The organism is Nonomuraea sp. NPDC047529 (assembly GCF_040642995.1).
Classification (GTDB): domain Bacteria; phylum Actinomycetota; class Actinomycetes; order Streptosporangiales; family Streptosporangiaceae; genus Nonomuraea.
On the sequence record NZ_JBEYTJ010000008.1, the window covers coordinates 22655 to 46227 of the forward strand.

Genomic DNA, 23573 nt, shown 5'->3' on the forward strand with positions numbered 1-23573 from the left:
ACTGGTTTAGGGCGAAATTTCAGACCAATTCGAGCGGGCGGTCCCGGTCCACCAGGGCCGCGTAGTGGCCGCCGAGGGCCATCAGCTCGTCGTGGGTGCCGCGCTCGACGACCTTCCCGCGGTCGAGCACGACGATCTGGTCCGCGTCGCGGACGGTCGACAGGCGGTGGGCGATCGTGATCGTCGTACGGCCCCGCGCGAGCGTGTCCAGGGCCTCCTGCACGGCTCGCTCGGTCTGGGTGTCGAGGGCGCTGGTGGCCTCGTCGAGGATCAGCACCGGCGGGTTGCGCAGCAGCGTGCGGGCGATGGCCAGGCGCTGCTTCTCGCCGCCGGAGAACCGGTAGCCGCGCTCGCCCACCATCGTGTCGTAGCCGTCGGGCAGCGAGGCGATGTGGTCGTGGATGCGCGCGGCCCGCGCCGCCTCCTCCAGCTCCTCGTCGGTGGCCGCCGGGCGGGCGAAGCGCAGGTTGTCCGCGATCGAGGCGTGGAACAGGTACGTCTCCTGCGAGACCACCCCGACCACCTCGCTCAGCGTCTCGAACGTCAGGTCGCGCACGTCCACGCCGTCGATGGTGACCCGGCCGCCGGTCACGTCGTACAGGCGGGGGAGAAGGTAGCTCAGGGTGGTCTTGCCCGAGCCGGTCTCGCCCACGACGGCCAGCGTCGTGCCCGCGGGGACGGTGACGTCGACGGCGTCGAGCGTGCGCTCGTCCTCGTAGGCGAAGTCGACCCGCTCGAAGCGCACCTCGCCGTGTACGCGGTCCAGGGTGCGGGTTCCGGGGTGGATGTCCACCGACAGGTCCAGGTACTCGAAGATGCGGCCGAACAGCGCCAGCGAGCTCTGCACCTCGACGCCCAGCCGCAGCAGCGACACCGTCGGCCGGAACAGGCTCGACTGCAGCGTGGTGAAGGCCACGAGGGTGCCGACGGAGATGACGCCGGTGTGGCCGACGGCCCAGTAGATCAGGGCGGGCATCGCGGCCATGATGATCTGGATCGACGACTGCCGCCAGCGTCCGGCCATGCTCGTCCGCACGCCCAGCTCGGCCAGCTCGTCGGAGGCGCGGCCGAACCGTTCGGTCAGCTCGGCGGAGCGGCCCATGGTCCGGCCCAGCAGGACGCCGCTGATCGACAACGACTCCTGGACCATCGAGGAGATCACGGCGAGCTTGCGCTGCCGTTCGCCGGTGATGCGCTTGCGCTCGCTGCCGACCTTCCTGCTGATCCACACGAACACCGGCAGCAGCAGGAGCGAGATCACCGTCAGCCGCCAGTCGAGGGCGAGCATGGCCACGATCGTGGCGAACACGGTGGTGAGGTTGGAGATGATCGAGGTGGCGGTCGAGGTGACCACCGACTGCATGCCGCCGATGTCGTTGGCGATGCGCGACTGCACCTCGCCCGTCCTGGTGCGGGTGAAGAAGGCCAGCGACATGCGCTGCAGGTGGGAGTAGACCGAGATGCGCAGGTCGTGCATCACCCGCTGGCCCACCGTGGTGGAGATCAGCGTCTGCAGCACGTCGAACACGCTCGTGGTGACCGCGACGGCGATCATGCCGAGCGCCAGCAGCGTGAGCAGCAGCGCGTCGCGGGACGGGATCGCCACGTCCAGCACCTCGCGCAGCAGGAACGGCGAGGCCAGTCCGACCAGGGACGACAGCAGGATGAACGCGCCCACCAGGGCCAGCCGGCCGCGGTAGGGGGTGAAGAGCCCGATGATGCGCCGCAGTGGCGCGCGTGGTTCGTCGGCCAAATGAGGCCTCCTTTCGGATGTCCACTCAAACAGAGGCTAACTCATAATTGTTCCGGCTAAACTCATCGGTATGGGAGAGAAGGAGCTGGCGGAGCTCTTGCACCTGGTCGGCAGGCGTCTACGGCACGGATACGTGCATGGGCTGGTGCCGCTCGGGCTCAATCCGGGGCAGGCGCGGGCGTTGCGGGTGCTCGGCGACGCCGACCGGCCGCTGCGCATGGTGCAACTGGCCGACGAGCTGCGGATCGTGCCGCGCTCGCTGACCCCCGTCGTGGACGCGCTGGAGGAGGCCGGGCTGGTGCGCAGGGAGGTCGATCCGGCCAACCGCCGCTCGACGCTCGTCGTGATCACCGACGCGGGCCGGGCCATGGCCGAACGGGCGAGGGACGCCCGCAGGGCGGCCGGCGAGGGCCTGTTCGCGGTGTTGTCGCAGGAGCAGCGGGACCAGCTCAGGGACCTCCTGGCCGTGGTGGACGGCCAGTTCGGATGAGCGCCGTGCCGAGGAGAGGTGGCCGGTCCGGATGACCGCCGTGTCCGGGTGAAGCCGCCGGTTCAGACCGGGGTGCCGCCGATGACCGTGCCCAGGCAGGGCGGGCGGGCCATCAGCGCCGAGTACGGGTAACGCCCCCGGGCGTCGAAGACGGCGAAGTCGGCCCGGCTGCCCGGCCCGAGCGAGCCGACCCGGCCGGGACCGGCGTCCAGGCCCAGCGCCCGCGCCCCGCCCAGCGTAGCGGCCTCGACCAGGCGGCGGTCCAGCCCGCGTAACCGCAGGCCGAGCTCCCGGGCCCGCCGCCGGACGCCCGCCGCGAGCCCCAGCAGGTCGCCGGTGCAGCCACGGTCGGGGTCCTGGCCGCCCGGGTTCCGGCAGTCCGGGGCGTGGCTGCCCAGGGCGAGGCGGTTGCCCTCCTCCAGGAGGGCCAGCACGTCGGCGGCCCGCGCGGGGTCCGGCGGGCAGACGGCGACCACGCTCCGCCGCAACCGCAGCAGCTTGCGCTCGCCGGGGTCGAGCGGCCGGGCGCAGGTCACGTGACAGTGGGGGCCGAGCACGCCCGCCTCGTCCAGGGCCATGGGCGAGTGCCGGTCCAGCCCCGCCAGCAGCCGCAGGCCGAACGTCCTGGCCAGCACGGCGACGTCCTCCAGCACGTGGGGGTCGCGGGTGCGGGCCGCGATCCCGACCGGGCACGGCCGGTCCACCTCGCGCAGCGCCGTGATCAGCGCGTCCCGGTCGTGGTCCTCCCACTCCTGCTCCGAGGCGCTGGAGGCGGCGACGTACGCGATGTCCGGCACGCCCGGCACGCCCGGCACGCCCGTGAGGTCGGCGGGCTCGGCGGGGTCGGCCACCACGGAGGCCCGCGTGGTCACGCCCGGTCCCGGCGGCGCCGGGCCGCAGCAGGCGTCCACCAGCCCGGGCACGATCGCCCCCGGCCAGCGGATCTCCTCCGCGACGGGGAAGCAGGACAGCAGTTCGGCCCGCGAGCCCACCTGGAGCACCCGCTCGCCCCTGATCACCACCGTGCCGTCGCGCACGGGCTCGGCGCAGACCGGCAGCACGAGGGGAGCGGAGTGGGCCACGACGGGCGCGGGCGCGCGTCTGCCCAGAACCGGCCCGGAAGCCCGGACAGCACGCTTCGCACCCGCCATAGGCGCTCCCGTCGGATTTTCCCTTTTGGCATTAAACGCGAGCGATGCCGGGGAAGGCAATCAGTCGCCGCGGGTGCCTCGGGGCTGGTAGCGCCCGGACAGGCGGGCCAGTTTCAGGCCGAGGTGCAGGGCCAGCCGTTCGCCGCCGTCCTTCAGGTCCGTACGCGCCAGCTCCTCCACCCGTTGCAGCCGGTAGTACAGCGAGGTGCGGTGCAGCCGCAGCGCCCGGGACGTCGCCACCGCGCTGCCCGCCAGGTCCAGGTACGTCTCCAGCGTCTCCAGCAGCGGCAGGTACTGCTCGTCGGCCAGCAGCCCGTCGAGCCCGGGATGCACCTCCTGGTCGGGAAGCTGGGTGAGCATCCGGTAGACGCCGAGCCGGGCCCACTCGGCCGACCGGCCGAGCCCCGGCACCCGCGCGGTCACCTCGGCCGCGTGCCGGGCCTCCGCGTACGACCCCGCCGCCTGCGCCAGCTCGTCCCGGGTACGCCCCACCCCCACCACCACGGGCACCGGCATGGCCGCGTGCAGCTCGTCGGGCGGGACCGGCGGCCCGGCGGTGAGCAGCACCGCGTGGTCGTAGCGCACCAGGTGCAGCGGATGGTGGCCGCTCAGCCGCCGCCGCAGCGCCAGCAGCCCCTGTTCGAGCGCCAGGCGCAGCCCCTCGTCGGGCTCGGCCGAGCGGGGCCGCGCCACCAGCACGGTCACCGGCTGGCCCTGCGGGAACGCCCCGGCCTCGATGAGCTGCCTGGCCGCGTCCCGTTCGCCGCGCAGCAGCCCGGTGACCGCCTCCAGCTCCCGGTGCGAGGCCAGCCCGGTGGCCAGGCTCTCGTGGAACAGCGCGAGCGCCAGCCCGGGGACGGCCGCCACGGCCTCGGCCACCTGCTCGGCGGACATCGACGGCCCGGCGTCGATGAACCACAGGAAGCCGAGCAGGCCGTCGGAGTGCCGCAGCGGGACGCACACGCGTGGCAGCAGGCCCAGGTGCGGCGCGCCGGCCGTGCGCAGGGGGGCCTGTGCCTCGTGCACGCCCGCCGCCCGCAGCCACTCGCGCACCTCGGGGGTGGTGTGCCGGCGCAGGATGGAGTCGCGGCGGATGTCGTCCATGGCGCCGTTCTGCTCGCTGTAGGCGATCACGCGCTGCACGCGGTCCTCCAGCAGCAGGGGACGTCCGAGACGGACGGCGAGGTCGTCCACGATCCGCTGGAGATCCGCCAAAGCTCCACCTAGGTCACGCTGGACATTTCGACAAATGTCGGAAGGGTTGATACACGTCTTCCCTACAGCTGATCGGTGATCTCCGTCAATAACGTCTATACCGTCAATCCGTGAATGCCCCGAAGAAGCTGCTGAAGGGTTTGCTGGCGGCCATCGTGCTGATCCCGGTGAGCCTGATGGCGACCCCTGCTTCCGCAGCACCCCCCACCGCTGACCCCGAGTACCCCTGGCGGCAGAACCACTGGCCGCAGACCCAGCCCTGGCAGCAGGACGAGTCGGCCGACGCCCAGACGTTGCGCGCCCGTCCTCCCGGTGGCCTCACGCCCCTTGACCCGCAGAACTGGGAGAACCCCGACCACATGACGTGGGCGGACTACAAGAAGCCTCCCGGCACGAACTGGAGCGACCCGGCCGTCAAGGGCTCCAAGCGCACCTTCAAGGGCGCGCTGGTGCTGCTCGACTACCCCAACCAGGCGTTCGTCGTCACCCAGCCCAAGGGCTCGACGATCTACGCGAACCCGAGCGCCGAGGCCCACGACGTCCCGCGTGACCAGGTGGCCAAGTTCTACCAGGACTTCCTCAACACCCCGAACGCCCTCAACAAGGGGCACACCATCCACGAGTACTGGATGGAGGACTCCGGCGGCCGGTACGGCGTCGACCTGACCGGATTCGGCCCGTACACGATGCCGGGCAAGGACCACGAGTACGCGCTGGAGCCCGGCTTCAACGGCACCTCCGGCTGCCCGGCGGGCGACACCTGCAACAAGAACCTGCGCATCGACGGCCACAACGCCTGGATCAACGCCGTCGGCGAGGACGTCGCCAAGCAGTACGACTTCGTCTTCTACCTCAGCGCCGGCCAGGACGAGTCGTCCACCTGGCAGGAGTTCGGGATGATGAAGTTCCCGACCAAGGAGGACGTGCCCGACGAGTGGGGCCCGCCGGACCCCGCCCTGCCCAACTGGCTGAAGACCCGTTACGTCGACTGGTCCTCCTGGCAGGCGGCCTCCAACTTCTGGCCCAACGCCAACATCGGCGTCGACTCCGTCCAGGCCGAGAGCTCCGGCATGGCGGTCTACGCCCACGAGTTCAGCCACATCCTCGGCGTGCTGGACAACTACAACAACCCGTACGGGGTGCCGCCGGTCCGGGCGTACACCGGCGTGTGGGAGATGCTCAGCCGCGGCAGCTTCAACGGCCCCGGAGGACCGCACTCCCGCTGGCTGATCCCGCCCACGGCCGGCGCGTCCATGGGCGCCCAGCACATGCTGCGCAACAAGCTCAAGCTCGGCATGGTGGACGAGCAGAACGTCCTGCGCCTGTCGCGTGAGGCGCTCGACGAGTCCGGCCTGGTCACGGCCAAGATCCTGGCCCGCGCCGTACGGCCTGGACAGGACGACCTGTCGGGCGTCAACATCACCTTCGACGCCCCCGGCGACAAGAGCAGCTGCTCGGCGACCGACCCGCTGTGCGACCGCGGCGGTTACCAGAACTACACGGTCGAGGTCGTGGACCGGATGGGCTCCGACTCCTTCACCCCCGACTCCGGCGTGCTGCTGGCCAAGACCAAGAACGAGGACCGGGCGCCGTTCGAGTGGGTGATCGACGCCAACCCGCAGGACATCGGCATGACCGACTACGTGATGCCCGACGGGACCAAGGTGCCGATCACCGTAGGCGACTACCGCCAGCTCTCCGACGCCCTCTTCCACGCCGGCACCGACTCCGGCAGCCAGTACGAGTACGTCGACCAGGCCAACCGCCTGCACTTCTACGTCACCGACCTCAAGCGCAACCGGAACGGCGAGCTGTCCTACACCGTCGCCATCCGCTCGCTGGACGGCTCGGGCCCGCAGAAGCGCGGCGTCCGGGTGCTGCCCGGGGCCGGCGTCCCCACCGGCAAGAACGTCTCCACCTGCACGTTCCCGGTGTTCAACACCGGGAAGGCGGCCCCCGCCCAGGGGCAGCACCCCGAGGACGTCAGCTCCTACCTCAACTCCGACGTCTATCGGGTCAAGGCCGAGGTGCAGGGCAAGGGCTGGACCGCCCAGGTGCCCAACGCCCTGGCCTCCGTCGCCTTCGGCAAGCAGGCGCCGGTGACGGTCAACGCGGTGCGTGCGCCCGGCGGCGACCGGCTGGCCCGCGTCAAGCTCACCGCCACCTCGGAGAGCGACCCGAGCAAGACCGCCACGGCCACCTGTCACGTGATCGGCCTGTAGCGGAACGATGGGGCACGGCTGGCGCTCGCCGTGCCCCATCGGCTTGAATCACCCTCGGAAGGGGGTGTTCGGTGCCGGGAAACTTACCGGACAAACCACAACGTAGGCGGGCAAAGTGGGCGGCGCCCGTCTCGGCGGGGCTCGCGGCGGGAGCCGCCAGCGTGCTGGCCGCCTCCCTGGAATGGGACATCCCGCCGCTCGCCAAGATCGGGGTGACGCTCACGGCGGCGCTGCTCGTCGGCGTGACCACCTGGGCCACCACCGAGTCCAAGCCCCGGCGGCAGGCCGCGCCCGAGCCCGGCGTCCTGCCGCCCGACCAGTGGCCGCCCGTGCCCGAGCACTTCACCGGGCGCGCCGACTCCCTCGCCGACCTGCGCGCCGTCTTCGCCGCCCGGCGGAAGTCCTCCGACCTGTCCCCGCCCCTGGTCGTCTCCGTGTACGGCCGCGGCGGCGTCGGCAAGTCGGCGCTGATGACCAGGTTCGGACAGGAGGTCGCCGGCTGGTTCCCCGACGGCCGGCTCCACGCCGACCTGCGCGGCGGCGTCGACGCCCCCGTACGCCCCGAAGAGGTGCTGATCGGCTTCCTGCGCGGCCTCGGCGTGCGCCTGGCCACCGACCCCGGCGGCCTCGACGAACTGCGCACCCTCTGGCTGACCTGGACCAAGGGCCGCAAGATCCTCATCGGCCTGGACAACGCCCACGACGCCGCCCAGGTCAAACCGCTGATCCCGGCCGAGCCCGGCTGCGCGGTGCTGGTCACCTCGCGCTCCCCGCTGTTCCTGGACGGCACGCAGGACACCCGGCTCGGCGTGTTCAGCGAGGCGCACGCCGTGGAACTGCTGGCCCGGCTGGCCGGCGGCGCGCGGGTCGTCGACGACCTGGAGTCGGCCAAGGAGATCGTCCGGCTCTGCGACCACCTGCCGCTGGCGATCAACATCTGCGGCGGCCGGCTGGCCACCCGCGAGCAGTGGACCCTGCGCGAGATGGCCGGGCGGCTGGCCGACGAGCGCCGCCGCCTCGACCAGCTCCAGGTGGCCCAAGGCGTGGACAAGAGCGTACGGGCCTCGGTGCAGCTCAGCTACGACGACTGCACCGGGATCCAGCGCCGCCTGCTGCGCCTGCTCAGCGCGCTGCCCGCGCCGGACGTGCCCGGCTGGGTGGCCGGGGAACTGCTCGACATCTCCGGCCTCGACGGCGCCGACCAGCTCGAAGCCCTGATCGACGCCCAGCTCGCCGAGTGCTCCGGCACCGACCAGGCCGGCGCGATGCGCTACCGCCTGCACGACCTGGTCCGGGTGTTCGCCGCCGAGCTGTCCGGCCAGGACGAGGACGAACGCCGCAGGGCCGCCGTCGAGCGCGTCCTGCACGGCTACCGCCGCCGGGCCGAGGAGGCGGCCCAGAACCGCTGGCCGCAGAACTGGAGCAAGGGCGGCCGCCGCGCCGGGCCCGAGGGCCGGTTCGGGGCGGGCGACTGGCTCAACGCCGAGCGGCTGTCACTGCTCGCCATGATCAACCTGGCCGAGCAGCTCGGGCTCTGGGAGCTGACCTGGGGGCTGGCCAGGGCGTTCTGCTCGCTGTGTCACTCGCTGCGGGCCTACTGGGCCGACTGGGCGGCCGTCGCCGACATCGGCTGCGAGGCGGCGCGGCGTACCGGCGACCGGCGCGCGCTGGCCATCGCGCTGCTGGACAGCGCGGCGGTGCGCGGCGGCATGGGCCTGCGCGAGCGCGGCCTGCGCGAGGCCGAGCAGGCGCTGGAGATCTTCGACGGCCTCGGCGAGACCTGGTGGGCGGCCCGCGCCACACGCACGGTCGGCATGACCCTGTTCAGCGGCGGGCACCTCGACCGCGCCCAGGACTACCTGGTCAGGGCGATCACCGCGTTCAAGGCCGAGGACGACCTGTGGTGGACGGCCCGCACCCAGCGCAACCTGGCCGAGATGCGCATGGCGGAACGCCGCCCCGAGGAGGCCCGCGACCTGCTCGAAGACGCCCTGGAGATCTTCCAGCGGGCGGGCAACCGCTACTCCGAGGCCCAGACCCTGCGCGTCTACGGCGAGGTGCTGGCCGCCCAGGCGCGCGGCGAGCGCCTGGCCGGCGACCACCGGGCCTCCGACGCCCTGTTCGTCAGGGCCGGGTTCAGCCTCGACCGGGCGGCCGAGATGTTCCGGCAGCGCGGCGAGCTGTGGGAGGAGGCCCGCTGCCTGCGCGCCGCGGGCGAGGTGGGCGATCCGGCGAGCGGGCTGCGGGAGCTGGAGTACGTCCGGCGGGCCGATGAGATCCTGGTGGCGCTCGGCGACTCCTGGGGGGTGGCCCGCACCGCCGTGTCGGCCGGGCGGGCGCTGGCCCGCCTGCAACGGATCGAGGAGTCCGAGCACGAACTGCGCCGCGCCGTCCGCGGGTTCCAGGAGCTGGAGGACCGCTGGTGGATGGCCAGGAGCCTGCGCTACCTCGGCGAGGCGCATCTGGACGCGGGCGGGTCCGGCGCGGCGGTCGGGCCGCTGGAGCAGGCCAGGGAGATCTACCGCAGCCTGGGCAACGAGGCGGGCATGCGCCGCACCCTGGAACTCCTGCGCCAGGCCCGGCCCTGACCGCCCGCCGGGGGGACCCGGGGGGTCAGGAGTCGCGCGAGGGGTGCCGCTGCGGGCCGCTCGGGCGGTGGGCGTTCGTGTCGGTGTGGCGGGGCGTCCCGTGGGGCTGCGTGTCGCCGTGGCGGGTGCCGCGGTGCGCGCGCCGGTCGGGTCCGTCGGTGCGGGGGCCGATCGCGCCGGTGCCGTACGCGTCGCTGAAGGGGCTTCTCAGCAGCTCGCCCGCCGCCTGCCTGGCCTGCATGACGCTCTCCTCGAACAACTTGCGCACGTGGGCCGCCTGGTCGGACAGCTCCCTGATGCGCTCGTGCGCCAGCTCGTCCCGGACGGTGTCGGCCAGGAGCTGCTGGTACTCGGGGGTCTTGGCGGCCAGCGTCTCCAAGCGCCTGTGGGCGTGGTAGACCTTGTCCGCCTTGAGCACCTGCTTGGCGTACTTCTCCAGGTGGCGTACGCGGTGCGAGAGCGACGTCCAGGCGGCGTCGAGGGCGCTGGTGTACGGCTTGAACGCGTCCTCCATGCCCGGCGGCAGCTCGTGGGGGATGATCCGGCCGTGCTCGGCGTGCATCGACGACAGCCGCCGCAGCCGGTGCGCGATCTGCCAGACCTCCTCGGGCAGCGACACCTGGTTCTCCACCGAGTCGATCAGCCCGGCCTTGTGCACCTTGGAGTTCAGCACGGCCGAGGCCGCGTCCTGGGCGCGGCGCAGCAGCACCTGGCAGGGACGGTCGAGGTCCTCGGGGAGCACGTAGCGGTCGGCGTACGTGGTGGCGAGACGCAGTCTTCGTTTGACGATCCGGTGGGAACTGTCCAACGCCATCCACCGGATCAGGGCGATCAGCCCCATGCCGAGCCCGGCCACGAAGGCGGCCGAAGGGCTGCCGGTCACGATCAAGATCATCGCCAGCAGGGCCGGAAGCGCGAAAAGCAGGACGGGGCTGAAGCTGGGATCCATCCGCCTGCCGGAACGGGCCATATGAAGGATGTGCGGGCTCGACCGCAACTCGACCGAGATCTCCGGGGGCAGCGATGGATCGATCACCAGCCGGGGAGGCAGTGCGCGTGGATCCATACGTTCATGCTGCGTTATGAACTAGGAATTCGCTCATGATTGGCCGACATATAAGGTCGAGATGATGAATGAGATGACAAGATGGATCGATCTGGAAGGCGCCGTCAACGTACGTGACCTGGGCGAGCTTCCCACCCGTGACGGCGGGGTCACCCGCCGCGGCCGGATCCTCCGGGCCGACAACCTGCAGGGCCTCACACCGGCGGACGTGTCGCTCCTGGTGAGCGAGCTGAACCTGCGCCACGTCGTGGACCTGCGCTCGACCGCCGAGGTCTCCCTGGAAGGCCCCGGCCCGCTGACCCGGGCGCCGGAGGTGACCCACCACCATCTGACGCTCTTCGCCGAGGGGGGCAGGCACACCGACGTCGAGGCCGACTCCATCGACGGCGACCGCGTGCTGCCCTGGCAGGAGCGCGTCGTCGACGAGGAGCTCCGCGTCACCGGCTTCTACTTCGGCTACCTGCGCGACCGCCCGGACGCCGTCGTGGCGGCCCTGCGCGCCATGACCCTCGACGACGGCGCCGCGCTCGTGCACTGCGCGGCGGGCAAGGACCGCACCGGGGTGCTGTCGGCCCTGGCGCTGGAGGTCGCCGGCGCCACCCGCGAGGCCATCGTGAACGACTACGTCGCCACGGGCGAGCGCCTGGAGCTGATCCTCAAGCGCCTGCGCGCCAGCGACACCTACCGGGACGACCTCGACTCCCGCCCGACGGACGACCACATGCCCCGGGCCCGTTACATCGAGCAGTTCCTCAAGGTGCTGGACGACCGCTTCGACGGCCCGCTGGGCTGGCTGCGCGGCCACGGCTGGACCGAGGCCGACAACGCCGCCCTGCGCGCCCGCCTGCGCGACTGATCGCGGCGATCAGCCCAGGCGGACGACCACGCGCTGGTCGGCCGACAGGCGGGCGGCCTCGATGACGGCCAGCGTGTCGATCGCGCCGCGCGGGTCGACCGGGGGCGGCGCGCCTTCGCGCAGGGCGCGTTCCACCCCGCGGTAGAAGTCCAGGTACGCGCCCGGCTCGGTGGGCACCGGCCGGGCGTCGTCGTCGGTGCCGAGCAGGCCCCAGCGGCTCTCCTCGTCGGCGCCGAACCCGGGCGAGCCGGGCGCCAGGCCCGCCCGCAGGCGCTCCTCCTGCACGTCCATGCCGTGCTTCACGTACGCGCCCGCCGAGCCCAGCACCCGCATCCGTGGGCCGAGCCGCGCCGCCACCGAGCTGGCCCACAGGTGGGAACGCACGCCGCCCGCGTGCCTCAGCGCGATGAACGTGTCGTCGTCGGAGGCCACACCCTCCCGCCGGACGTCGCTCTCGCAGTAGACCTCGTGCGCCGGGCCGAACAGTTGCAGCGCCTGGTCGACCAGGTGGGTGCCCAGGTCGTAGAGCAGGCCGCCGATCTCCTCCGCGCCGCCGGTCTCCCGCCAGCCGCCCTTGGGCACCGGCCGCCAGCGCTCGAACCTCGACTCGTAGCGCAGCACGTCGCCGAGCCGGCCCTCGGCGACCAGCCGCCGGACGGTGAGGAAGTCGCCGTCCCAGCGCCGGTTCTGGAACACGGTCAGCATGACGCCGGCCTCCTCGGCCAGCCGGACCAGCTCGCGGGCCTCCTCGGCGGTGCGGGCCACCGGCTTGTCCACCACGACGGGCAGGCCCTCGGCGAGCGCGGCGGCGGCCATGCTCACGTGCGTCCGGTTGGGCGAGGCGACCACCACGAGATCGCTGTGCTCCCACAGCTCCCGCACGTCCGCCACGCCGGCCGCGCCGTACCGGTGGGCCACCTCGGCCTGCCGCTCCGGATTGCGCGTCACGACCGCGGACAGCCGCAGGCCCGGCGTGGCATGGACGAGCGGGGCGTGGAAGTACGCGCCCGCGGTGCCGTATCCGATCAGGCCGACCCGGAACTCGCTCATCAGCCCAGGTTAACCGGTACCGCCCCGGAGCCTTCCGTCACTCGTCGTCGTTCGGCGAGGAAACGACGGTACGGCCCCGGAGCCTTCCGTCACTCGTCGTCGCGTTCGGCGAGGAAACGCTCGAACTGGGCGGCCAGCTCGTCGCCCGTGGGCATCGGGGTCGTCTCGGCCATCAGGTTCTCCCGCTCCGCGCCGCCCGCGAACGCGTCGTACTGCTGCTCCAGCCCGCCGATGGCGGTCGACAGCTCCGAGGAGGCCTGGATCTGCTCCTCGATCTCCGTCGTCGTACGGTCGGCCGCGTCGCGCAGCGCCTCCATCGGGAACACCAGGCCGGTGCCCCGCGTCACCGCCTCCAGGCCGGTCACCGCCGCCGTCGGGTACTCCGCCTGCGACAGGTAGTGCGGCACGTGCACCGCGTACCCGACCGCGTCGTGCCCCTGCGCGCCCAGCCGCAGCTCCAGCAGCGCGGCCGCGCTCCCCGGCACCTGGACCCGGCCGAAGGCGCTGGTCTGCGAGTTGATCAGCTCAGGACGGCTGGCGTGCATGGTGATGCCCAGCGGACGCGTGTGCGGCACCGCCATCGGGATGCCGTGCAGCGTGACGATCTTGCTCACCTTCAGCCGTTCCAGCAACTCCCCCACCGCGCGGGTGAACAGCTCCCACTCCCGATCCGGCTCCGGGCCGCTCATCAACAGGAACGGCGTGCCCGTGGCGTCATGGGTGACATGGACGGCCAGTTCGGGGGTCTCACACTCGACCCAGCGGTCGGTGTCGAAGGTCATGATGGGCCGCCGGGACCGGTAGTCGAGCAACCGGTCCACGTCGAACGTCGCCACGACCCGGTGCTCCAGCTCGGCCAGCAGGTGGCCCAGCGCGAGGCGTCCGGCGCCGCCCGCGTCGACGAAACCGTCGAAGTGGTACAGCAACACCGGATCGGTCAGCTCGGGCGCGTCGTCTGCGAGCCTGTAGAGATCCTTCGGGTCGAACACGGTTGGACAGCCTTTCCCTAGGTACTCTTCCCCAGAACCTACGGCGAGTCGGATCGATTCCGCGCAAGGCACCCTATCGAGGGGCAATCCATCGCCTGGACGGGGACCGGGCGGTCCGGGCCGGCGGCTCCAGGACGCCGCGCGCCGGCCGGGGGCTGGCGTTCCGGTCAACTTCGCCATCATCGAAGGTGACACTTTGCTGATGATCGCGGACCGGCTCGGGCGCGTGCGGCCGGATGAAGGCTTCTCGCGTACGGATCCGGCTGCGGCCGCGCGGACGGCGTCGCTCGCCGGGGCCGTGTTCGAACAGAAGTCGGTCGTGGTCAGAGCGCTGCCGGAGACGGAGGCCGATCGGCGGGACGGCACCCCGTCGGCATCGAGCCCAGCCTGAATGATGGCGAATGCCTAGTTTATCCACCGGTTCCCTTGGAGGGTTCCATAGTGTGAAAAAGGCATTAAAGGGCTCCAAGTTGCCGAGTGTGGCCTTTTGAACAACAGATGGTCATGCTGAAGGACGTGGCAACTTCTGCGCATTCCTTCGGTAGCCGACCACTGCACGTCCCTCCGCTCCCGTGCCCGTTCCCCAACGAGATCAACGTGCATGCGACGGAGGTCGACGCGGAAAGTCACGCGTGGCTGGCCGCCTCCAACATGCTCAAGGGCGCCGACACCATCGAGCACTTCCGGCGCTCCAAGATCGGCCTGCTCGCGGCCCGTACCAACCCCGAGGTCCCGCGAGACAGCCTCCGGCTGATCAACGACTGGTACAACTGGCTCTTCGCGTTCGACGACGCGTTCTGCGAGGGCGAGCTGATGGGCCACCGGGCCTCCGCGCTCGCCCGCGCCCTGCCGCCGCTCCTGGAGATCCTGGACGACCGCAGAGAGCCCGACGACAAGGACGCCTTCGGGCTCGCCCTCAACGAACTCCTCCACCGCATCGTCGCCACCTCCACCCCGGCGCAGGTGGACCGGTGGCGCATCACCGTCAAGGAGTACCTGTTCGCCCAGATCTGGGAGGCGGCCAACCGCGAGGTCGACCTGATCCCCACCCCCCAGGACTACGTCCTGATGCGCCGCATCACCGGGGCCACCTACACCTGCTTCGCCCTCGTCGACGCGGGCGGCGGCTACCGCCTCGAAGCCGAGGAATGGCACCACCCCGACGTGCGCATGCTGTCCGACCTGGCCTGCGACCTCATCGGCTGGGACAACGACCTCCTCTCCTACGCCAAGGAGCGGGGCAACGACAAGGCCAGGCACAACCTCGTCACCGTGCTGGCCACCCACAAGGACCTCACCCTCCAGGAAGCCCTCCTGGAGGTCTCCGACATGCACAACCAGGCGATCGCGGCCTTCCTCGACCGGCGCAAGGCGCTGGAGGAGTGGGCCTCGCCGCCGGTCCTGAAATACGTCCGCGGCCTTGAGCACTGGGTGCGCGGACACATCGAGTTCTCGCTCGGCAGCGCGCGTTACGTGCACGCGTGGCCGGAGGGCACTCGCTGGCCACAGGCCGTCTGAGGCCCCGAGGTCAGTCCTCGGCCGGGGCGTCTAGGTCGCCGAGCGCGAGCGCGGACGCCTCGTCGAGGTCGAGGCGGGCGCCGTTCTCGAAGGCGTTCTTGTAGGCCAGCTCGCCCATCATCGACTTGCAGTCCTCGACGCACGCGTCGTGATCGTCGGTCAGGAACGGCGCGCCCAGCTGCGGCAGACCCGCCGAGCGCCAGTTCTGCTGCAACGCGCCCAGCAGCTTGGCCGCCGTCGGCGCCTGCTTGAGCGCGATGAGGATGCGCGCGGTCGTCTCCAGGACCAGCAGCGTGCCCAGCGTGTCATGGAAGTGCCGCTTGATCCGCAGGCCCTCGCGGGCGTTGTGCAGCGCCTCCGCCGGCCTGGCGGTGGCGAGCCGCGTGCGCGACATCGCCCACTGGGCGTACGAGCTGACCCACAACTCACCGCGCTCGCGGCACACCTGGAGGCAGTCCTGGAGCAGCGACTCGGCCTCGAACAGCTCACCCTGCGACGACAGCACCAGCGACAGCTCGACGATCGCGGGCAGCAGACCCGGGTTGAGCTCCTTGTTGTCGGTGTTGAACTCGATCGCCACGCCCAGCAGCGCGCTGGCCTTCTGCAGGTCGCCCTGCAGCAGCGCGGCCGTGCCCTGCATCTTCGAGGCCAGGATCACCGCTCTGGAGTCGCCCACCCGGACGGCCTCCGTGCTGCACTGCTCGGCCGCCGCCAGCGCGCCGACGCTGTCACCCTGGGCGCTGCGCACGTAGGACAGCACCCACAACGCCTTGCAGCGCTCCTTGCTCGGCGCCGGGTTGGCCTCCAGCGCGCGTTCGAGGTAGAGCCGCCCTTCCCGGACGAAACCACAGCACACCCACATGAACCACAACGACGCCAGCAGCGTGAGAGCCGAGGCGCTGCGCAGGGGCGAGGACAGCGCGTGCTCCAGCGCGACCCGCACGTTGTCGTGCTCCTGACGCATGCGCACGAACCAGTAGATCTGCCGAGGGCCCGACCACGCGTCCTCGCTGCGCTGGGCCAGGCTCAGGTAGTACTCCAGGTGGCGCTGCCGCATCTGCTCGGACTGGCCGAGCTTGTCCAGCCACTCCTCGCCGTACTCGGCCAGCGTGTCGATCAGCTTGTAGCGGACGCCGGAGTGGTGGCTCCTGATCAGCAGGATCGACTTCTCCACCAGCCCGGTGACCAGGTCGGTGATGTCCTCCGACGGCAGGCGCCCGTCGGAGCAGACGAACCTGGCCGCGTCGAGCTCGAAGTCGCCGGCGAACACCGACAGCCGCGCCCACAACAACCGCTCGGCGGGCTCGCACAGCTCGTGGCTCCAGCCGATCGCCGCCCGCAGCGTCGCGTGGCGCGGCAGCGCTGTGCGGCTCGCGCCGGCCAGCAGGCTGAACCGGTCGGTCAGCAGCCCGAGGATCTGCTCCACCGACAGGGCGCGCAGCCGCACCGCCGCCAGCTCGATCGCCAGCGGGATGCCGTCGAGCCTGCGGCACAGCTCGGCCACCGCGCCGATGTTCTCCTCGTCGAGCTGGAAGTCGGGCACGACCGCCCCCGCCCGCAGCGCGAACAGCTGGACCGACTCGTTGGTGAACAGGTTCTCCGCCGGGTCCTCGCCGGGCACCAGCAGCGGCGGCACCGGCACCACCTGCTCGTACGGCAGGTGGAGCGACTGCCTGCTCGTGGCCAGCACCTTCAGGTTGGGCGCGGCCTCCAGCAGCTCGTGGACCAGCTCGGCGCAGCCCTGCACCAGGTGTTCGCAGGTGTCGATGATGAGCAGCATGTCGCGTTCGCCGACCCACTCCGACAGCGACTCCAACTCCGCCCGCGAGGACTGGTCGGCGATGCCGAGCGCCGAGGCGATCGTGTGCCTGACCATGCCCGCGTCCTGCAACCGGGCCAGGTCGGCGAACCACACGCCGTCGGGGTACTGGGTGCGGACCTGGTGCGCCAGCCGCAGCACCGTACGCGACTTGCCCACACCGCCGATGCCCGTGACGGTCACCAGCCGGGATTCGGCGAGATGCCGCTTGAGGTTGGCGAGTAACCGGGTCCGCCCCACGAAGCTGGTGAGCTCCGCCGGTAGATTGCCTTCTCTCCGCCAGCCTGAAGGGGTGGCCATGCGCAGCCTCACGGGGGATCGGCGACACCTGCCCTGGCATCGTACCGCCGGGCGCGATGGCTGTCCGTGGAGCCGGGAAGACGACCGGTGTTGGTTTGTACATCTCGGTAGCATGTTTCCCGTGGACGAATTTCTCCCGGAGCAGACTTCGGACGACACCGACCTCGGCTGGGGCGATTGGCGCGAAGCCGACGCCGACGCCTTCTACCTCGACAACAAGCCTCCGCACTGGGGCTGAACCGGGGCTGACCAGGCCACCCGGAGCCTGACCCGCTCCGGCGCGCCCCGCGCATGGCCGGGCTTCTCCGCCCGCCTCAGACCTTCTCAAAAATTTCTCGGGACGTGTGTCGATCCGGCCCGATCCCGTTCGACGCGTCGATGAAAAGAGGGGGACGGGCACGGACCCGCCCCCCGCGACACGTCTCGGAAGGACGACCGGCGACATGCAGAAGATCACGACCTACCTGTGGTTCGACAACCAGGCCGAAGAGGCGGCCGAGTTCTACACCTCGCTCTTCGCCGACTCCCGCATCGTGGAGGTCCAGCGCTACACCGAGGGCGGCCGCGGGTCCGCCGGGCAGGCCATGCTGGTCACCTTCGAGCTGGCCGGACAGCGCTTCCACGCCCTGAACGGCGGCCCCCAGTACACCTTCAACGAGGCGACCTCCCTCTACGTCGACTGCGGCTCCCAGGAGGAGGTCGACGAGCTGTGGGACAAGCTCACCGACGGCGGCGAGGAGTCGCAGTGCGGCTGGCTGAAGGACCGGTACGGCCTGTCGTGGCAGATCGTCCCCAGGGCCATGCAGGAGCTGATGAGCGTGCCGGACCCGGCCGCCGCCCAGCGGGTCGTGCAGGCCATGCTGGGCATGCGGAAGATCGACATCAAGGGCCTGGAGGACGCCGCCAAGGGCGTCAGCTGACCACGTCCTTGCGCCGGAACCTGCGGAAGGCGACGGCGATCAGGATCGCGGCGTAGGTGATCGACACCGAGGCGCCCTTGGCCATCCCGCTCCAGTCGAGCTCGGGGGCCAGGGCGTCCAGCCACGCGTTGTTCCAGAACGTCGGCAGGAACTCGCGCAGCGTCCCCAGCGCCTCGACCGCCTGCAGGATGGTGCACACGATCCACAGGCCCACCGCCCCGCCCACCGCGCCGAGCGGCGAGTCGGTCACCGTGGAGACGAGGAACGCCAGGGCCGCCACGACGAGCTGGCTGACCAGGGCGTAACCGATCACGATGCCGAACCGGGGCAGCACGTCGAGCGCCGGGATCGTCTCGCCGGTGCCGGGCACCTGGATGTCGTTCCAGCCGAACGCGACCGTGCCGGCCAGCAGCGCCATCAGCGGCAGGCAGATCACCGCCGCCGCCGAGAAGCCGAGCGCCACGATCAGCTTCTGCCGCAGCAGGCGGTCGCGGGGGACCGGCGCGGCCAGCAGGTAACGCAACGACGACCAGTTGGCCTCGGCGGCCACCGTGTCGCCGCAGAACAGCGCGACCGCCACCACCAGCAGGAAGCTCGCCGACACCGACAGGGCGAACGCGGCGAAGTTCAGGCCGCCGGCGGTGGCCAGGTCGCTGATCCGCACCGAGGACTGCCCCTGGTTGCCGGACTGCGGCCCGAACTGGAACGCGATCACCAGCACCCACGGCAACGCCAGCAGCAGCCCGAACATGACCAGCGTCCGCCGCCGCTTGAACTGCCTGACGATCTCCACGCGCAGCGGCAGCGTGCGGCGCGGCGCGTAGCCCGGCGCGGCGGTCATGATCTGTCTCCGATGAGGTCGAGGAACACGTCTTCCAGGCGCGGACCGCCGTGCCCGTTGCCGGCCGCCGAGCTCAGCAGCCGCGACACCGGCCCGGTGGAGACCAGCCGCCCGCGGTGCATGACCACCACGTGGCTGCAGGTCTGCTCCACCTCGGCCAGCATGTGGCTGGAGACGATCACGGTACGGCCGTCGCGCGCGTAGCGCTTGAGCACCTCGCGCATCTCCCTGATCTGGGGTGGGTCGAGGCCGTTGGTGGGCTCGTCGAGCACCAGCAGGTCGGGCAGGCCGAGCATCGCCTGGGCGATGGCCAGGCGCTGGCGCATGCCCTGGGAGTAGGTGCGCACGGCACGTTCGAGCGCCTTGCCCAGGCCCGCGATCTCCAGCGCCTCCTCGAAGTGCGCGTCGGCGGCCGGGCGGCCGGTGGCGGCCCAGTAGAGCTCGATGTTGTCGCGGCCGGACAGGTGCGGCAGGAAGCCGGGGCCCTCCACGAACGAGCCGAGCCTGGACAACACGGGCGCGCCCGGGGTGACGGGGGCGCCGAAGATCCGGATCTCGCCGTCGTCGGGGCGGATGAGGCCCATCATCATGCGCATGGTGGTGGTCTTGCCGGCGCCGTTGGGCCCGAGGAGGCCGAGGACCTGGCCCTGCTCGACCCGGAACGACAGGCCGTCGACGGCCCGCTCGCCGTTGCGGTACGCCTTCGTCAGCCCGACGATCTCCAACGGCACCTCCCGCCCATCAGCCACCCGCTCGCCGTCGACGCCCGGCACCGACGGTGCCGCCGCCTCGGCCGCCCGCTCGCCGTTGTCGCTCGCCGCGGCCTTCGCCGCCCGTTCGCCGTTCCTGACCGCGCCGGGTTCGGCTGCTGATGCCGCCGTGAGGACGGCGGCCGGGGACGGTGCCTTGGTGGGGGTTTGGGGCGGTTCCGTTGCGGGGTGCGGGGGAGCCGAGGGTGCGGGGGTGCGGCGCAAGGAGCCGCCGCGGCCCGAGGTGCGGCCGGTGGCCAGCAGGAGGGCGGCGAGGAGGACGGCGGCCAGCGGCATCGCCCACACCCACCAGGCCACCCCGGTCGGCGGCGCGGCCAGCGCGCGGACCGTGGGGACGGCCAGCGCGGGCGAGGCCAGGGAGACCCCGAACGCGGCGGGCTCGGCCGGGGTCGCGAACCCCATGTCCGTCGTGGTCACCACCAGCCGCAGCCGGTGGCCCACGGCGAACTGGTGATCGACGGCCGGCAGGGTGACCGTGGCCTCGGCGGAGCCGGCCCCCTCGGGGATCGTGACCCGGAAGGGCGCCACCAGCCCCGCCGGCAGCGTGGGCGGCTGCGCGGCGTCGGCGACGTCGTAGAGCTTGGCGAACAGCGTGGCCCGGCCCTTGCCCGACACCTTGATCTTGACCGTGGGGCTGCCGGTGAGCTGGAGCGGAGCCGTCAGCGGCGCCGACTCGAACGCCGCGCTCTGGCCGGGCATGTCGATGGACACGCCCGCGCCGCCCTGGCCGCTCAGCAGCCCCCCGACGCCGGGGACGGTCGAGATCGAGGCGGGCGCGCCGCCGGGCGGGTTGATGACGTTCTGCTCGGGGCCGGCGAGCTGCACCGTGGTGGTGTCGGTGCCGGCCAGGCCGGGGTAGGAGCCGGCCTCGGGGTGCAGCCTGATGCGCTGGCGGGTGCCGGGGTCGCGGCCTCCGTCACGGGTGACGGTGAACGCGCTGACCGCGGGCCCGGCCTCGCCCTTGAGGTGGCGGGCGAACCAGGCCGAGGACTGGTCGTAGAGCCAGTCGGCCTCGCCGTTGCCGCCGTCGTGCCCGCCGTCGAACCAGGCCAGGCTCACCGGCGTGCCGGCGGCGGCGATGGCCTTGGCGTTGGCGTCGGCGTGGGAGAGCGGGAACAGGGAGTCGCGCTGGCCCTGGAGGAGCAGGGTGGGCGCCTTGATCCGGCCGGCCACGGTGACCGGGCTGGATCTGCGCAGCAGCGCGACCGCCTCGGGCGTCGCCCGGCCGTCTTCGGCGACCTGCTGGTAGACGTCGCAGATCGCCGGCAGGAAGCGGCCGCACCTGGCCTGCTCGACGGTCAGCGGGGCGGCGGCCTCGCGGCGGGACTGGGCGGCGAAGGTGTCGAGGGAGACGCCCTGGCCGAAGAAGATGCCCGCCCACATGCGCTTGAAGACGCCGTCGGCCGCGCCCTGACCGATGGTGGCCTGGGCGCCCGACCCCGTGGCGGACCCGCCGGCTGCCGCGTCGGGGAAGAGGGCGTCGGCCAGGTCGGCCCAGGTGATCTGCGGGACGATGGCGTCGATGCGCTGGTCGAAGGCGGCGGTCATCAGGGCGATGGCGCCGCCGTACGAGCCGCCCGTGATGCCCACGCGAGGGTCGCCGGCGGCGTCGAGCTGGACCTCGGGCCGCTTGGCCAGCCAGTCGACGAGCTGCTTGACGTCCTTGACCTCGTAGTCGGGGGAGTTGAGCGCGATCTCGCCCGTGGAGCGGCCGAAACCGCGCGCCGACCAGGTCAGTACGGCGTAGCCGTCCTGGGCCAGGCGGGCCGCCTGCTGGCGGACGCTCTGCTTGCTGCCGCCGAACCCGTGGGCGACCAGCACGGCGGGCGCCTTGCCACCCCCGGCGGGCGGGAAGAACGTGGTGTCGAGCTCCACCCGCTGATCGTCGGCGGGCCCGTCGACGACCGTGATCCGCTGGTCCTGACCGCGCGCCTCCCCGGCGGACGGCCACACCAGCCACGTCGTCACCCCGAGGACGGCGAGCACCGCGACCAGCGCGGCCACACGTTTCATGGCGGTGAGCCTACTTTCCGCACCTGAGAGATCCCTGAGACGGACCGCCGCCCGGGGAAGGCGGCAGCCGTCGACCAACAGTCGTCGACCAGCAGCCGTCAGCCGAGGATCGCGTAGACGGTCGAGGCGTGCGCGGCCGGGTCGCCGTCGCCGTCGGGCGTCAGCGTGACCTCCGAGAAGGCCAGCGAACGCCCCAGCTTGGTGACGCGTACGTCGAGCAGCACGTCGCGCCCGATCACCGGTCGCTGGAACGTGGTCGACTGCTGCACGGTCGTCATCGGCACGAACCCGCCCCTGGCGGAGGAGATCGCGATGACGGTGGCGGTGTCGGCGGCGGCCATCATCGCCTGGCCGCACAGCCCGCCGCCCTCCCTGGCCAGCGAGTCGGACCAGGGGAGCCGGACGAGGGCGTGGCGCTCGCCCACCTCCTCCACCCGCAGCCCGAGCTCCTGGATCCAGGGAGCGAAGTATTGCCGGAGAATCGCCTCTGCGTCTTCTGGAGTCACGCGCTCATCATGCACGCTGTAGGGCATGGCGGAGGAGCGGAGCGAGCGTCCTGTGGATAACCCGGCGAGCCCCCGGCCCGGGCCCCCGGCACCCGCCCCGGCCAAGAAGCCGCCTTCGGCGTCCGAGCAGCCCAAGGAGCCGCCTTCGGCGGGTGAGCCGGTCAAGGAGCCGCCTTCGGCGGGTGAGCCGGTCAAGGAGCCGCCTTCGGCGGGTGACCTGGCTGAGGTGTTCTTGCCGTCCACCTATGCAGCGGGCGTCCCCTATGACCTGTACGCCCGGCTGCGCCGCGAGAGCCCCGTCTGCTGGATCCCCGAGCCCGCCGTGGGCCCCTGGCGCGAGGGGCCGGGCTACTGGGGGGTGTTCCGGCACGCCGACGTCAAGCGGGTGCTGCGCAGCCCCGACGACTTCTCCTCCCACCTCGGCGCCACCCAGATCCGCGACCCCGACACCCCGGCCGACCTGGAGTTCGTCCGGTCGATGATGCTCAACATGGACCCGCCGGACCACTCCAGGCTGCGCCGGATCGTGGCGGCCGCCTTCACGCCGCGCGCCGTCCGCGCCCTGGAACGCACGATCAAGGACCGGGTGGCGGCGCTGCTCGCACCGGGCGAGTGCGACTTCGTCGAGGTGGCCGCCGACCTGCCGGTCTGGACGCTGGCCCACGTGATGGGCGTCCCCGAGCAGGACCGGCGGCTGCTGTACGACTGGGCCTCCCGCGTCATCGGCTACCAGGACGACGACTATGCCGGCCTGTCCACGGCCGAGGTCGAGTCCCTGACCCCCGTGGGCCGCCTGGCGGTCGCCGCCCGTCCTGAGCTCAAGCCGGGCATGAACCCCAGGTCCAGGGCCGCGCTGGCCGACATGTTCGCCTACGCCCACGCGCTGGCCGACACCCCGCACGAGTCCGTCATGTCCGCCATGAGGAAGGGCGGCCTGACCGAGGCCGAGTTCGAGAACATGTTCTTCCTGTTCGCCGTGGCCGGGAACGAGACCCTGCGCAACGGCATCCCCGGCGGCCTGCTCACCCTGCTGAGCCATCCCGCCGAGCTGGCCCGGCTGCGCGCCGACCCGTCGCTGCTGGAGCCGGCGGTCGAGGAGATGCTGCGCCACTGGCCCCCGGTGATGGACTTCCGCCGTACGGCCACCCGCGACCTCACGCTCGGCGGCCGGCGCATCCAGGCGGGCGAGAAGGTGGTCGTCTACCACGCCTCGGCCAACCGCGACCCGGCGGTCTTCGCCGACCCCGACCGCTTCGACGTCGCCCGTACGCCCAACGACCACGTCAGCTTCGGGTTCGGCCCGCACTTCTGCCTCGGCGCCCACCTCGCCCGCGTCCAGCTCCGCGCGGTCTTCGCCGAGCTGCTCGCCTGGGACGTCGAACCCGCAGGCCCCCCGGTGCGGCTCACCTCCAACTTCCAGAACGGGCTCAAACACCTCCCGGTACGCCTGACCCGCCGCCTGACGTGAAGCCACCCCGAAGGCATCCATAGTCACACAAAGGAGAC

18 protein-coding genes are annotated in these 23573 nt (G+C 71.9%); 8 read left to right on the forward strand and 10 right to left on the reverse strand.

The genetic code is table 11. The features are described from left to right. Positions 1-19 precede the first annotated feature (19 nt). A complete protein-coding gene (locus ABZ815_RS14720) occupies positions 20-1753 on the reverse strand; it encodes an ABC transporter ATP-binding protein (protein ID WP_357697819.1) in 1734 nt (577 codons plus the stop codon). A 70-nt stretch (positions 1754-1823) separates the two neighbouring features. Between ABZ815_RS14720 and ABZ815_RS14725 the strand changes: the two genes are divergently transcribed. Further along, a complete protein-coding gene (locus ABZ815_RS14725) occupies positions 1824-2243 on the forward strand; it encodes a MarR family transcriptional regulator (RefSeq protein WP_357697821.1) in 420 nt (139 codons plus the stop codon). Positions 2244-2305: 62 nt separating this feature from the next. On the opposite strand, the gene ABZ815_RS14730 is transcribed toward ABZ815_RS14725, so the two are convergent. Both ABZ815_RS14730 and ABZ815_RS14735 read right to left on the reverse strand, forming a co-directional pair. Continuing rightward, on the reverse strand, positions 2306-3394 hold the full coding sequence (locus ABZ815_RS14730; RefSeq protein ID WP_357697823.1) for a hypothetical protein: 1089 nt from the start codon (positions 3392-3394) through the stop codon (positions 2306-2308). A 60-nt stretch (positions 3395-3454) separates the two neighbouring features. After that, a complete protein-coding gene (locus tag ABZ815_RS14735) occupies positions 3455-4609 on the reverse strand; it encodes a helix-turn-helix domain-containing protein (protein ID WP_357697825.1) in 1155 nt (384 codons plus the stop codon). Between the two features lie 110 nt (positions 4610-4719). Here ABZ815_RS14735 and ABZ815_RS14740 point away from each other — a divergent pair, with 110 nt between their 5' ends. Together ABZ815_RS14740 and ABZ815_RS14745 are read left to right on the forward strand one after the other, a co-directional pair. Further along, positions 4720-6831: a M6 family metalloprotease domain-containing protein gene (locus ABZ815_RS14740; protein WP_357697826.1), complete on the forward strand. Its 2112-nt coding sequence runs from the start codon at positions 4720-4722 to the stop codon at positions 6829-6831. A 161-nt stretch (positions 6832-6992) separates the two neighbouring features. After that, the gene (locus ABZ815_RS14745) at positions 6993-9419 is read left to right on the forward strand and encodes a tetratricopeptide repeat protein (protein WP_357697828.1); all 2427 of its coding nucleotides are present in this window, start codon (positions 6993-6995) and stop codon (positions 9417-9419) included. A 25-nt stretch (positions 9420-9444) separates the two neighbouring features. On the opposite strand, the gene ABZ815_RS14750 is transcribed toward ABZ815_RS14745, so the two are convergent. Continuing rightward, positions 9445-10485: a hypothetical protein gene (locus tag ABZ815_RS14750; RefSeq protein WP_357697830.1), complete on the reverse strand. Its 1041-nt coding sequence runs from the start codon at positions 10483-10485 to the stop codon at positions 9445-9447. A gap of 73 nt (positions 10486-10558) precedes the next feature. Between ABZ815_RS14750 and ABZ815_RS14755 the strand changes: the two genes are divergently transcribed. After that, positions 10559-11341 carry a tyrosine-protein phosphatase gene (locus tag ABZ815_RS14755; RefSeq protein WP_357697832.1) on the forward strand — a complete coding sequence of 261 codons (783 nt, stop codon included), beginning with the start codon at positions 10559-10561 and terminating at the stop codon, positions 11339-11341. Between the two features lie 9 nt (positions 11342-11350). Here ABZ815_RS14755 and ABZ815_RS14760 read toward each other — a convergent pair whose 3' ends face one another. Both ABZ815_RS14760 and ABZ815_RS14765 read right to left on the reverse strand, forming a co-directional pair. Next, positions 11351-12391, reverse strand: a complete 1041-nt coding sequence (locus ABZ815_RS14760; RefSeq protein ID WP_357697834.1) for a Gfo/Idh/MocA family oxidoreductase — start codon at positions 12389-12391, stop codon at positions 11351-11353. A gap of 89 nt (positions 12392-12480) precedes the next feature. Further along, positions 12481-13380, reverse strand: a complete 900-nt coding sequence (locus ABZ815_RS14765) for a PAC2 family protein (protein ID WP_357697836.1) — start codon at positions 13378-13380, stop codon at positions 12481-12483. 196 nt (positions 13381-13576) lie between these two features. On the opposite strand from ABZ815_RS14765, the gene ABZ815_RS14770 reads away from it, so the two are divergent. Both ABZ815_RS14770 and ABZ815_RS14775 read left to right on the forward strand, forming a co-directional pair. Beyond that, positions 13577-13771: a hypothetical protein gene (locus tag ABZ815_RS14770; protein ID WP_357697838.1), complete on the forward strand. Its 195-nt coding sequence runs from the start codon at positions 13577-13579 to the stop codon at positions 13769-13771. Positions 13772-13977: 206 nt separating this feature from the next. Next, positions 13978-14898 carry a hypothetical protein gene (locus tag ABZ815_RS14775; RefSeq protein ID WP_357697840.1) on the forward strand — a complete coding sequence of 307 codons (921 nt, stop codon included), beginning with the start codon at positions 13978-13980 and terminating at the stop codon, positions 14896-14898. Between the two features lie 10 nt (positions 14899-14908). On the opposite strand, the gene ABZ815_RS14780 is transcribed toward ABZ815_RS14775, so the two are convergent. Further along, positions 14909-17029, reverse strand: coding sequence for an AAA family ATPase (locus ABZ815_RS14780; protein WP_357697842.1), 2121 nt, complete (start codon positions 17027-17029; stop codon positions 14909-14911). A gap of 431 nt (positions 17030-17460) precedes the next feature. On the opposite strand from ABZ815_RS14780, the gene ABZ815_RS14785 reads away from it, so the two are divergent. After that, the gene (locus ABZ815_RS14785; protein ID WP_357697844.1) at positions 17461-17937 is read left to right on the forward strand and encodes a VOC family protein; all 477 of its coding nucleotides are present in this window, start codon (positions 17461-17463) and stop codon (positions 17935-17937) included. On the opposite strand, the gene ABZ815_RS14790 is transcribed toward ABZ815_RS14785, so the two are convergent. The 3 genes from ABZ815_RS14790 to ABZ815_RS14800 all read right to left on the reverse strand — a co-directional run bounded on the left by ABZ815_RS14790 (position 17930) and on the right by ABZ815_RS14800 (position 22067). Further along, complete coding sequence (locus ABZ815_RS14790) at positions 17930-18778, reverse strand: ABC transporter permease subunit (RefSeq protein ID WP_357697845.1); 849 nt, start codon at positions 18776-18778, stop codon at positions 17930-17932. The genes ABZ815_RS14785 and ABZ815_RS14790 overlap by 8 nt on opposite strands. Continuing rightward, positions 18775-21561 (reverse strand): CocE/NonD family hydrolase, encoded by a 2787-nt coding sequence (locus tag ABZ815_RS14795; protein WP_357697847.1) that lies wholly within the window; start codon positions 21559-21561, stop codon positions 18775-18777. Before ABZ815_RS14795 ends, ABZ815_RS14790 begins: the two co-directional genes overlap by 4 nt. A gap of 98 nt (positions 21562-21659) precedes the next feature. Further along, positions 21660-22067: a PaaI family thioesterase gene (locus tag ABZ815_RS14800; protein WP_357697849.1), complete on the reverse strand. Its 408-nt coding sequence runs from the start codon at positions 22065-22067 to the stop codon at positions 21660-21662. A 25-nt stretch (positions 22068-22092) separates the two neighbouring features. Here ABZ815_RS14800 and ABZ815_RS14805 point away from each other — a divergent pair, with 25 nt between their 5' ends. Further along, on the forward strand, positions 22093-23535 hold the full coding sequence (locus ABZ815_RS14805) for a cytochrome P450 (RefSeq protein ID WP_357697851.1): 1443 nt from the start codon (positions 22093-22095) through the stop codon (positions 23533-23535). Positions 23536-23573: the final 38 nt, after the last annotated feature.